Consider the following 12848-nt stretch of genomic DNA (forward strand, 5'->3'; position numbering starts at 1 on the left):
GAAAAAATTGTTAAATTGATAACTTAAAACGATAACAAAAAAACAATTTTTTTGAAAGTTGATATACAGATTATTAAAATGATGTTACTGGTGATTTTTTATGTATTACACAAACATTGATGGTTTTAAGTAGCATTTGAATAAGTTGTTTAAAATTGACAAAAAAATTTGCAATATTTATAATAAGTGTAGAATATGTAAAGTGCGATTTAAGAGGTGATGGTATGGATTACATCCATGTAAAACTACTTGGCAACTTTATTGCAACGTTTAATGGAAAAAGTGTATCATTCCCATATAGTAAAGTACAAGCTTTATTTTGCTATTTAGTAATAAAGAAACAAACCACAAGAGACGAGTTATCAGGACTTTTATGGCCGGACATGGAAGAAAGTACTGCAAGGAAAAATTTGAGAAATGCTATATATAAATTAAAAAAGGTTTTTGGCAAACAGCAAGTAATAGATTTTTTAAATAAGTCTACAATTATATTTAATGAAAATACAAAAATAGATACAGATGTGGAAAAATTTATTAATAACGAAGATGAAGTAGACATATATCAAGGGCAATTCTTAAAAAGTTTTATGCCTAAGGGTGCAGAAAACTTTGAAAAGTGGATGTGTGAAACAAGAGAATACCTTGAAGGCATATATTTAAAAAGACTTAAAGATCAAATAAAAGTAGAAGAAAATCGTGGTAACAATGAAAAGATTGAAAAATATTGTAAATTAATTATAAAGACTGATGAGTTTAATGAAGAAGCATATAGACAATTAATTTATTGTTATAAAAATCAAAGAAAATTTAATAATGCTATTGAACTGTATAATAAGCTTTCAGACATATTAAACAAAGAACTAGCTATAGTTCCTGATATAAAAACAACAAAAGCTTTTAATGAAGTGCTGGATTTAATGAATGAAAGGCATAAAAGTGAAAGTAATGAGAGTTATTTCTATGGAAGACTTAATGAATTAAGATTAATGGAAAATAATTATTATAATTTTATCAAAGGTAACAGCTCAAAATCTATGTTAATAAAAGGTGAAATGGGTATAGGAAAAACAAGCCTTAAAGATAGATTTCTTGAAACTATTGATAAAAATAAAATATATGTTTTTGAAACAAACTGTTATCAATTTGAAAGTGAATACGCATTAAAACCTTGGAGAAATATCATTTCCAGACTGGCTTGCACTATAAGTGATAATGAAATTAAAACTTCAGATACTTTAGAAAATATAATAAAGAAACTTGTACCTGAAGTGAATAATGCTAATTGTTCAGAAACAATTAAATTAGAGGACACCATAGAATTATTAAAACATGATGTAGTTGGAAATATAATAACCTATATACTAAAAAAAGTATCTATAGATAAAAAGATTTTATTAGTATTTGAAGATATTCAATGGATGGACTCAGCTAGTGTTTCATTACTTACAAGCATTATGTCTAAATATGAAGGAAATAATATAATGTTTTTGCTTACATTTAGAAATGAATTCAATCATTATGTAGATAGATTTTTAGCTTCTACTAAAAAATATGACAAAATTCAAATCATAGAGCTTAACAGATTTAGTACTATTGAAGTTGAAAATTTCATTAATAAGGTTTTTCCAAAACATAATTTATCCAAAGAGATTATAAATAAGATATATAGGGAAACGGAAGGAAATGCTTTTTTTATAAAAGAATATCTTAATATTATAAAATCAAAAAATAATATAAATATAATAACATCTAAAATGCAGGATGTTTTAAAAAATAGATTCATGGATATATCAGGTGATGAAAAAAAGATAGTTGAAATAGCATCATTATTTCATGATGAGGTGCCTTTGTTTATTTTAAAAGAATTGACACAAAAAGATGAGCTAGAAATTATGGACATAATAGAAAAACTTGAAGGAAGATTTATTTTAAAAGAATCAAAAAATCAAAATGACATATGTTTTAAATTTACCCACCAGAAACTAAGAGAATTTCAATATATGAATTTATCTCAAGCTAAAAAAAGAATACTTCATAATAAAACAGGTCAAATATTAGAGAAGACATTAAAGAATAATACCAAGGATATTAACATCTATTATAAATTAATATATCATTTTGAAAATGCACATAATTTTGAAGCAGCTCTTAAATATAGGATTAAAAATTTAAACGTTTATCTTAATTTTAGCCATGAACTTTTTCCAATAATTTATTATAATAATAAATCTTACGATGAATTATATTTCAACGATAGTGAAAGTATAAAAAATCTTAAAGAAATTGAACATAGTTTAGAAAAATTAAGAAGCGAAGAGGGAAATTCAGATGGAGTATTAAAACTTGAAGTGAGTGTATTACATATAAAAGGAAGGTATTTAATAAGAAAAGGTGAGTATGAAGAAGGAATAAAAAACATTCAAGATATGATATGTAAGGCTAATGATATTAAATATACTGACTATGCCATAGAAGGCTATAAGCAGATGATTTACTATTGTATTCAAACAAATAAAACGGAGGAAATGATAAAATATATTAATTGTGGGCTTGAGATTGCTGTTAGTTGTAATTACTATGAGGAAGTTGGAATAATATTAAGACTTAAGGCATTGTATAAGAAGATGGTTGGAGATTATGAGGAAGCACAAACTTTAATGCAACAGTCTATAAATACATTAAGTGGGACTAAAAATACTTTGGAAAAATATGCACTAAATATAGCTGCTTGTTATAATTATATGGGTGATATAAGAAAGAAAAAAGAAAATTTTTTGGAAGCTTTAGATTATTATAATAAAGCTATTGAGATATGTGAACAAAAAAATGTACTAACCAGTCTTGCTTTATTTTATACTAATGCAGGGGAAACAGCCTTTTGTATTAGTGACTATAGTTTATCAACAAAGTATTTTAAAAAAGCTTTAAATATTTATAAAAAGTTTGATATTATATGGGGAAAGTCCATAGCAGAAGCTTTTATGTCAATAATTTTGATGAAAGATGGAAATTTTGAAGAGTCTTTAAAGTTCTTAAAAAATGCGGATGTAAATTCAAAGATTTTGAAGAATCCTAAGGAAATAGGTACGGTTTTTAGAGCTAAGGCAGAAATACTGCTAAATGTAAAGGATAATACATATTTTGAACATATATTTGGTGGATATTTAAATGAAGATTTTCAGGAATATGTTAATCAGGGAATAATATATTTAAAAGAAGCTAGAGATGAATACAGTGCTAATGCTTTAAAGAGACTAAAAAATTAAAGATAAACAGAATTGCATCAAAAGTGTAATTAAAAAGCTATGAAATATGGAGTTAAATCCATAATTTTATAGCTTTTTGTGTGTATTATTGTTTTTCAGACAAAATTTGCATTCATATGAGAATTTTACCGTCGATAGAAATATTCTAATTTTATATAAAATTCAAAAAAATATATAAAAATAGACGTTATGTAGATGTGTAAACGTTATAATAAAGACAAATAAAGAAAGAAACTAAGGGGGAAGTACATATGGCAAAATTAGTAGAATGTGTACCTAATTTTAGTGAAGGTAGAGATAAAGAAATAATTGAGAAAGTTGTAGATGAAGTTAGAAAAACAGAAGGTGTAAAGCTTTTAGACTATTGTTCAGATAAAGATCACAATAGATCTGTTGTAACTTTTATAGGTGGTCCAGAGGAAACAAAAGAGGCTGCTTTTAAACTTATTAAGAAAGCAGCAGAACTTATAGATATGAGTAAACACTCAGGAGCACATCCAAGAATGGGTGCTACAGATGTAGTTCCTTTTATTCCTATAAGAGACATAACTACTGAAGAGTGTGTTGAAATTGCTAAAGATTTAGGGAAAAAGGTTGGAGAAGAATTAAACATACCAGTTTATTTGTATGAAGATGCTGCTACAGCACCAGAAAGACGAAATTTAGCAGAAATAAGAAAAGGTCAATATGAAGGTTTCTTTGAAAAAATAAAGAAGCCAGAATGGAAACCAGATTTTGGTCCATGCGAAATGAATAAAAAGAGTGGAGCTACTGTTATAGGAGCAAGATTCCCATTAATAGCATATAACGTAAATTTGGGTACAGATAATATTGAAATAGCTAATAAAATAGCTAGAAAAATAAGACATATAAGCGGAGGCTTAAGATATGCTAAAGCTGTTGGAGTAATGTTAACTGAAAGGAATATAGCTCAAGTTTCAATAAATATGGTAAATTATGAAAAAACGGCTGTATATACTATTCAGGAAATGGTTAAGATGGAAGCAAAAAGATATGGGGTTCCTGTAGTTGGAGCTGAAGTTATCGGATTAATTCCAATGAAAGCTTTAATTGATTGTGCAGAGTATTATCTTCAAATTGAAAACTTTGATATTAAACAAGTTTTGGAGACAAATTTAAGTGAATAACTGCTCATATAGTAAGTAAGGTGCAGTGAAAGTTTGGATTTTAACTTTTACTACGCGATATACAATAAATATTTAATCACTGCTAAATGTTTTTAATTAGTCTAAAAATTAAAGTTCAGGAAGACTTAAGAACTTTGCTAAACTCGCTTAGGATCAAACAAGGCTAAAGTTTTAAGATATTCCTGAACATATCGCTAAGACTAATAAAAAAGTAATTTAGATAATGTGATGAAACATTTATTGTATATCCTTATGTAAAAGTCAAAATTTAAACTAGTAACTTCAGTTATATATTTAATTTTATGATAGTAGTTGAGTGACATTATGTTTAGAATATAAATTTGGTTAATAAACAAGGAGGAAACAAAATGATTAATAATATTAACATTAAAGAAGCTATGACTATAAAACTGGATGATGAATTCCCTGAAATGCCTAAATTTATTGAAGGCATAAGAAGAGCACCAGATAGAGGATTTCATTTAAGTAAATCACAAACTGAGATTGCTTTAAAGAATGCTTTAAGATATATTCCACCTAAATATCATGAACAATTAATACCTGAATTTTTAGAAGAGCTTACTACTAGAGGAAGAATTTACGGATATAGATTCCGTCCAGAAGGAAGAATTCATGGAAAGCCTATTGATGAATATAAAGGAAAATGTACAGAAGGTAAAGCTTTTCAAGTTATGATAGATAACAATCTAGATTTTGAAGTAGCATTATATCCTTATGAGCTAGTTACTTATGGTGAGACAGGAAGTGTATGTCAAAACTGGATGCAGTACAGGCTTATAAAGAAGTATTTAGAAGTTATGACTCAAGATCAAACCTTAGTAGTTGAATCTGGACATCCTCTTGGATTATTTAAATCAAAGCCAGATGCACCAAGAGTAATAATAACAAATGCTATGATGGTTGGAATGTTTGACAACCAAAAAGATTGGGAAATAGCAGAAGAAATGGGAGTTGCAAACTATGGACAGATGACTGCAGGTGGATGGATGTATATAGGACCACAGGGAATAGTTCATGGTACATTTAATACACTTCTTAATGCAGGAAGAATGAAACTTGGAATTCCAAATGATGGTGATTTAAGGGGTCATTTATTCATAACTTCAGGCCTTGGAGGAATGAGTGGTGCTCAGCCAAAAGCTATAGAAATAGCAAATGGAGTAGGTATAATAGCAGAAGTTGATCAGTCTAGAATAGATACAAGACTTAACCAGGGATGGGTTAAAGAATGTTCTTCTGATTTAGATAAAATATTTAAAATTGCACATGAATATATGGAGAAAAAGGAACCTATGTCCATTGCTTATCATGGAAACATAGTAGACTTACTAGAATATGTAGTTAAAAATGATATAAAGGTAGAATTATTATCAGATCAAACTTCCTGTCATGCTGTATATGAAGGTGGTTATTGTCCACAGGGAATTACTTTTGAAGAAAGAACAAAACTTCTTGCAGAGGATAGAGAAAAATTTGATAAATTAGTAGATAAGAGCTTAAAGCGTCATTTTGAATTAATAAAAGCTTTAGTAGATAAAGGAACGTATTTCTTTGATTATGGTAATTCATTCATGAAAGCTGTATATGATGCTGGAGTTAAAGAAATATCTAAAAATGGAGTAGATGAAAAGGATGGATTTATATTCCCTTCTTATGTAGAGGATATAATGGGACCTCAACTATTTGATTATGGCTATGGACCTTTCAGATGGGTTTGCTTAAGTGGAAAAGAAGAGGATTTAATTAAAACAGATAAAGCTGCTATGGAATGTATAGATCCAAATAGAAGGTATCAAGATAGAGATAACTACAATTGGATAAAGGATGCAGAGAAAAATAAATTAGTAGTTGGAACTCAAGCAAGAATATTATATCAAGATGCTATTGGAAGAATAAACATAGCACTTAAGTTTAATGAAATGGTAAGAAAAGGTGAAATAGGGCCTGTAATGATGGGAAGAGATCATCATGATGTTAGTGGAACAGATTCTCCTTTCAGAGAAACTTCAAATATTAAAGATGGAAGTAATGTAATGGCAGATATGGCTATTCAATGCTATGCAGGAAATGCAGCTAGAGGCATGAGCTTAGTTGCACTTCACAATGGTGGAGGCGTTGGAATAGGAAAATCTATAAACGGAGGCTTTGGACTAGTATTAGATGGAAGTTATAAAGCAGATGAAATAATTAAATCAGCACTTAGCTGGGATGTTATGAGTGGTGTTTCTAGACGTTCTTGGGCAAGAAATGAACATTCTATTGAAACAGTAATAGATTTTAACAAAACTCATTTAGGTACAGATCATGTAACACTTCCATATTTAGTTGAAGGAGAAGGCATAAAAAAGGAAGTGGATAAGTACTTTAGTAAATTGAAATAAGAATACTAACTTAATATAAGCATAGTGCGAAGCAAAGCTTCGCGATATGCTTAAACTGTAAAAGTTAAATTATTAACTAAAGAATTAATAATACTAAGTTTAGTGGAGGTGATAAAGTGATAATTAAGAATATAGGTTGTCTAGTAACCTGTGCAGGAGCTTATCCTAAAAAAAAGGATGATTTAAAAGATGCAGGTATAATTGAAAATGGATATATAATAATACAGGATAAAACTATAGTAGATGTAGGCAGTGGAGAAAGATACAAAAAGTATTTAAAAGATGATGAACAGGTGATAGATGCACAAGGTAAAACTATAACTCCAGGTCTTATAGATAGCCATACTCATGTAGTTTATGCAGGTTCTAGGGAATTTGAGTTACCTTTGAAGCTTAAAAACATGCAGTATATAGATATATTAAATGCTGGAGGCGGAATTTTAAGTACTGTAAGTAATACAAGAAAAGCTTCAATGGAAGAATTAGAGCAGGGAACAAAAGAGCGATTAGATTTAATGCTTGCTCATGGTACTACTACAGTAGAAAGTAAGTCAGGTTATGCTTTAGATTTTGAAAATGAAATCAAAATGCTAAAAGTAAATAGTGATTTAAATAAAAAACATCCTATGGATATAGTTTCAACTTATCTTGGGGCTCATGCTGTGCCTAATGAATTTAAAAAAAATAGAGAGGGTTACATAAAGCTTATAATTGAAAAGGTGATTCCTTATGTTAAAGAACATAACCTAGCAGACTTTGTTGATTGTTTCTGTGAAAAAGGTGTGTTTACTATAGAGGAAAGTAGAAAAATTCTAAAAACTGCTCAAGCATTAGGACTTAAAGCTAAAATTCATGTAGATGAAATAGAGTCTATAGGGGGAGCGGAATTATCAGGAGAAATAAAAGCAGTATCTGCTGAGCATTTAGTAGCAGCTTCAGATGAAGGGATAAAGGCTATGGCAGAAAATAATGTGGTTGCAGTACTTTTACCAACTACATCCTTCTATTTAATGTTGAATAAATTTGCAAGAGCTAGAAAAATGATAGAAGAGGGAGTTGCTGTGGCTTTAGCTACAGATTGTAATCCAGGAACTTCTCCTACTGAATCATTACAAAGTACAATGACTTTTGCATGTTTTGGACTTAAAATGATGCCTGAGGAAATAATAAATGCAATGACTATAAATGCGGCTTGTGCAGTTGGACGTGAAAAAGAAATAGGAAGTATTGAAAAAGGAAAGAAAGCTGACATAGCCATATTTGATGCCAAAAATTTAAATTATTTAATGTATCATTTTGGAGTAAATGCAATAGATACAGTAATTAAAAATGGAGCTATTGTAGTTCGAGAAGGAAAAACTGTATATTAAAGTTAAGACATATTTCTAAAATTGGAGGAATATAAAATGCTGCAATACATGACTGTAAAAGGTTTTACAGATGAATTAGGTTCTAAGTCACCAGCACCAGGAGGCGGGAGTATAGCTGCTCTTTCTGCTTCATTAGCCAGTGCTCTTGCAAGTATGGTATTTAACCTTACTGTGGGCAAGAAAGAATATATGGAATATGAAAAAACATTAAAAGAAAATATTGATGATTCTTTAGAAAAAGTTAATGTATGTAAAGAAGAATTTTTAGAGCTTATGGAAAAGGATACAGATGCTTTTTTATCACTGATGACAGCATTTAAGATGCCTAAGAATACAGAGGAAGAGATTAAAAGCAGAAAAGAAAAGATAGCAGAAGGAAATAAGAAATCTTTAGAAATTCCATTAGAAGTTGCAAATAAAGCATATGGACTTTATAACTACATATATGTAGCAGTAAAGTATGGAAATAAAAATGCACTATCAGATGCAGGAGTTGCAGCTTCATTAACAGAAACTGCTGTAGAGGGTGCAATATTAAATGTAAAGATAAATATCATGGGTTTAAAAGATGAAGCATACAAAGAAGAATTAAGGAATAAGTGTAATACTTTATTAGAAAATAGTAAAAGCAAAAAAGCAGAAATTATGGGGATAATAGAAAGTAAATTGATGTAATTACAAAATAAATTTATGAAAATTTGGGGGAGTATAATAATGAAAACTGTTAATTTAAAAGGCGAAAATCTTACTTTAGAGGACATTGTAAACGTTGCATATCATGGATATAAAGTTTCTCTTACTGAAGAAGCTAAGGAAAAGGTTAATAAGTCTAGAGCTATAGTAGATGATATAGTTGATAAAAATAAAATAGTATATGGAATTACAACAGGGTTTGGAAAATTCTCAGATGTAACTATAACAGGAGAGCAGTGTAAAACACTTCAAAGAAACTTAATAATATCACATGCATGTGGTGTTGGACCAAAATTCCCAAAGGAAATAGTAAGAACAATAATGCTTTTAAGAGCAAATAATTTATCTAAAGGATATTCAGGAATAAGATTAAGTGTACTTGAAACTTTATTAGATATGTTAAATAAAGGTGTACATCCTTCTATACCAGAAAAAGGTTCTTTAGGAGCATCTGGAGATTTAGCACCTCTTGCACACATGGTATTACCTATGCTTGGTGAAGGAGAAGCTGAATTTGAAGGTGAAATTTTATCAGGAAAAGAAGCTATGGAAAAGGCAGGAATACAAACAGTAGAGCTTGTAGCTAAAGAAGGTTTGGCACTTATAAATGGAACACAGGTAATGACTGCAGTAGGTTCATTAGCTTTACATAAAGCTATAAATCTTTTGAAACTTAGTGATATTACTGCAGCAATGACTATAGAAGCATTAAGAGGAATAAGAGATGCTTTTGATCCAAGAGCTCATGCAGTAAGACCTCATAAGGGACAAATTCAAACAGCTAAGAATATACTTAATTTAATAGAAGGTAGTACTTTTGCAACTAATCAAGGAGAATTAAGAGTTCAAGATGCTTATGCTTTAAGATGTGTACCACAAGTACATGGTGCAAGCAAGGATGCTATAAACTATGTTAAAGAAAGAGTAGAAATTGAAATAAACTCTGTTACAGATAATCCTATCGTATTTGAAAATGGAGATGTAATATCAGGAGGAAACTTCCATGGACAACCTATGGCTTTAAGTTTTGATTTTCTTGGTATAGCAGCATCTGAAATTGCTAATATATCAGAAAGAAGACTAGAAAGATTAGTAAATTATCAATTAAATGATTTACCACCATTCCTAGTAAAAAATGGAGGACTTAATTCTGGATTTATGATTACACAATATGCAGCAGCAGCTTTAGTATCAGAAAATAAAGTGCTTGCACATCCAGCTAGTGTAGATTCCATTCCTTCATCTGCTAATCAGGAAGACCATGTAAGTATGGGAACTATTGCTGCTAGAAAGAGCTTACAGATTATAAATAATGTAACTAGAGTAGTTGCAACAGAACTTATGGCAGCTTGTCAAGCTATAGATTTTAGAGATGGACTTAAATTAGGTAAAGGTACTCAGGAAGTATATAAAGCAGTAAGAAATAAGGTAGACTTTATAGCAGAAGACAAGGTTATGTATAAAGAATTAGAGAAATGTGAAGAGCTTTTAACAAGTGGAGAACTTTTGAAAGCAGTAGAAGAAAAGGTAAAAGTAGAAATATAAGGATAGTAATTTAAAAGAGTATTATTTGACTTAAGCATTGGAACCCTATGAAACATATAGGGTTCCTCAATAATAAAAGGGGAAAATTTAATCCTAAGATGAAGTTTTTTATCATATAAAAAGTTATTTATCACTGTGATACAATTTTGCTTTATCAAGATGCAGTAATGTTTATTATCTGATATAATAGAATGGCTGTTTATTTAAAGATGTATTCACATATTTATTTTTTATATAGGGAGGAAAAACATGGATAAGGAACAAGGAGTAGAAAATTCAGGTGGGGGTAAATTAAAGAGGGAATTAGGATTAGCTGCTGCTACTGCAATCGTAGTAGGAAATATTATTGGTTCTGGAATTTTTATGGCACCAGCATCTTTGGCAAGAGCGTCTAATCCGAAAACTGCTATTTTGGCGTGGATTATTACGGCTATAGGATCTTTATTAATTGCATTAAGTTTTGGTAATATGGGAGCAGCTATACCAAAAACAGGTGGACCTATTGTTTATACAAGGGCAGCTTTTGGAGATTTTGCAGGTTTCTTAATTGCATGGACTTATTGGATAGCAACTTGGGTTGGAAATGCAACTATTATTACTGCTTTTATGAGTTATTTTGTTTATTTTGTTCCTCAAGCGGGTACACCAATTATTGCGTTTTTAGTAACATCAGCAGTTCTTTGGATTTTTACTATAATTAATATTTTAGGTGTAAAAAACGCTGGATTTATTGGTATAGTTAGTACAGTGCTTAAAGTAGCAGCATTAGTAGTATTTATAATTATTGCTGGAACTCATTTTAATCCTAGCTTTTTAAATACTGTAGCTAAACCAGAATTATCAGGAATGGGAAGCTTATCTGGAGCTATAGCTATAGCATTATGGTCCTTTGTAGGACTTGAAAGTGCTACAGTTCCAGCTGGAGAAATTAAGGATCCAGAAAAAAATATAAGAAAGAGTACTATATATGGTACTTTAATCTCAGCAGCTATTTGCATTCTTATTAGTGTTGTTGCTATGGGAGCACTTGACCAAGCCTCACTTGCTAAATCAGATGCACCACTTGCAGATATTATAAATAATGTAACAGGTGGTTCATGGGGCGGTGCATTTATTGCTATAGGAGCTATTATATCAACTTTAGGAGGAACTTCTGGGTGGATTATGACTACAGGTAGAAGTGCTTTTGCAGCAGGAGAGGATAGATTATTTCCAAAGGTATTTGCGAAAATTCATCCAAAGTATAATACACCAGCTGCAGCATTAATTATCAGTGGTATATGTGCTAATGTAGTATTAGTAATGAATTATGTTGGTACTTTAAGATCAGCCTTTGATTTTATGATGTTACTTGCAACTTTAGCATTTTTGCCAGCATACACTTTTACAACTGCAGCAGAGATAGTTCTTTTAAGTAAGCATTCAAAGGATTTCAATTTATGGAACTTCTTAAAAAGTTCATTTATTACATTAATTGCATTGGCATACTCAATATATGCAATTTTTGGAACAGGAGCAGAAACAGTAATGTATGGATTTTTACTATTACTTATTGGTATTCCAGTTTACGTATATATGATGCTTCAAAATAATAAAGAAGATAAATCTGTAGATAAACTTAGAAAATCAGCAGGTTTAGATGTATAGGATGTTATTTATCTGATAAATTATGAGAAATACTGTCTCTTAAAATTAAAAAAAGAGGCAGTATTTTTTATTTATAAGCATATTTACATCAAATTGGAAGAATATTAATTAAAAAGGTATTGATATAAAAGGGAAAATATATAATAATATAGTTAAAAGACATAAAGTAAAGGGGGAAAAACATATGCCTTTATGGATGCAGGTAACCCTACAGGTTTTATTTATCGTAGTAATTTTTGTAGTGGCATATAATCAATTAAAAATTCACATATTATCAAAATTTCATCCCAACAAATGGATTATTCTAGCAATAGCAATAATAGCATTTTTTGTACCTAATATAATAGCCAGCTATTTTAAATATAATTTAGGTGGAAGTGTATGGCAGTATGTGCAGTCTACAATATTTATAGTTTTCTTTTTATGGTTTGTAGATTTAAGAAGTGGAGCTATATACAGGGTGCCAGGTAAAAGTGCTAAAGGAAAAGATGTGGTTATAAAACCTAAAGCAAAACCTAATAGAGTAAATAGAAATAAATCTAACAGTAAAAAATAGAATAATAAATAAAAGTAATAGAGGGGCCGCTGCATTAAGAATAAATATTACAACATATTGAGCTTGTTATTGAGTACAAAGAAATATATTGTATATAAGTTTCTTAATACACGAGCTCCTCTATTGTATGAATAAAAAGCAAGAAAATGCTGTCGAAATGTAATACTTTTTTATCAAAATGTATTGACTAATTCTATATTAAATGTTATTATCTTATTTGT

Annotated in this window: 8 protein-coding genes; all 8 read left to right on the forward strand. The window is 29.8% G+C overall.

Annotated elements, in window-relative coordinates; genetic code table 11:
* Positions 1-224: 224 nt before the first annotated feature.
* The 8 genes from HBE96_RS09185 to HBE96_RS09220 all read left to right on the forward strand — a co-directional run bounded on the left by HBE96_RS09185 (position 225) and on the right by HBE96_RS09220 (position 12627).
* Positions 225-3266, forward strand: coding sequence for an AAA family ATPase (locus HBE96_RS09185; protein ID WP_169297477.1), 3042 nt, complete (start codon positions 225-227; stop codon positions 3264-3266).
* Between the two features lie 251 nt (positions 3267-3517).
* Positions 3518-4414, forward strand: a complete 897-nt coding sequence (gene ftcD / locus HBE96_RS09190; RefSeq protein WP_169297478.1) for a glutamate formimidoyltransferase — start codon at positions 3518-3520, stop codon at positions 4412-4414.
* Between the two features lie 368 nt (positions 4415-4782).
* Positions 4783-6816, forward strand: coding sequence for a urocanate hydratase (locus tag HBE96_RS09195; RefSeq protein WP_169297479.1), 2034 nt, complete (start codon positions 4783-4785; stop codon positions 6814-6816).
* Positions 6817-6932: 116 nt separating this feature from the next.
* On the forward strand, positions 6933-8186 hold the full coding sequence (hutI, locus tag HBE96_RS09200; RefSeq protein ID WP_169297480.1) for an imidazolonepropionase: 1254 nt from the start codon (positions 6933-6935) through the stop codon (positions 8184-8186).
* Between the two features lie 36 nt (positions 8187-8222).
* Complete coding sequence (locus tag HBE96_RS09205) at positions 8223-8861, forward strand: cyclodeaminase/cyclohydrolase family protein (protein WP_169297481.1); 639 nt, start codon at positions 8223-8225, stop codon at positions 8859-8861.
* A gap of 39 nt (positions 8862-8900) precedes the next feature.
* Entirely contained in the window at positions 8901-10424 is a 1524-nt protein-coding gene (hutH, locus tag HBE96_RS09210; protein ID WP_169297482.1) for a histidine ammonia-lyase, read from the forward strand.
* Positions 10425-10673: 249 nt separating this feature from the next.
* Complete coding sequence (locus HBE96_RS09215; protein ID WP_169297483.1) at positions 10674-12071, forward strand: APC family permease; 1398 nt, start codon at positions 10674-10676, stop codon at positions 12069-12071.
* A 184-nt stretch (positions 12072-12255) separates the two neighbouring features.
* Complete coding sequence (locus HBE96_RS09220) at positions 12256-12627, forward strand: hypothetical protein (protein WP_169297484.1); 372 nt, start codon at positions 12256-12258, stop codon at positions 12625-12627.
* Positions 12628-12848: the final 221 nt, after the last annotated feature.

The organism is Clostridium muellerianum, from assembly GCF_012926525.1.
Taxonomy (GTDB): domain Bacteria; phylum Bacillota; class Clostridia; order Clostridiales; family Clostridiaceae; genus Clostridium_AM; species Clostridium_AM muellerianum.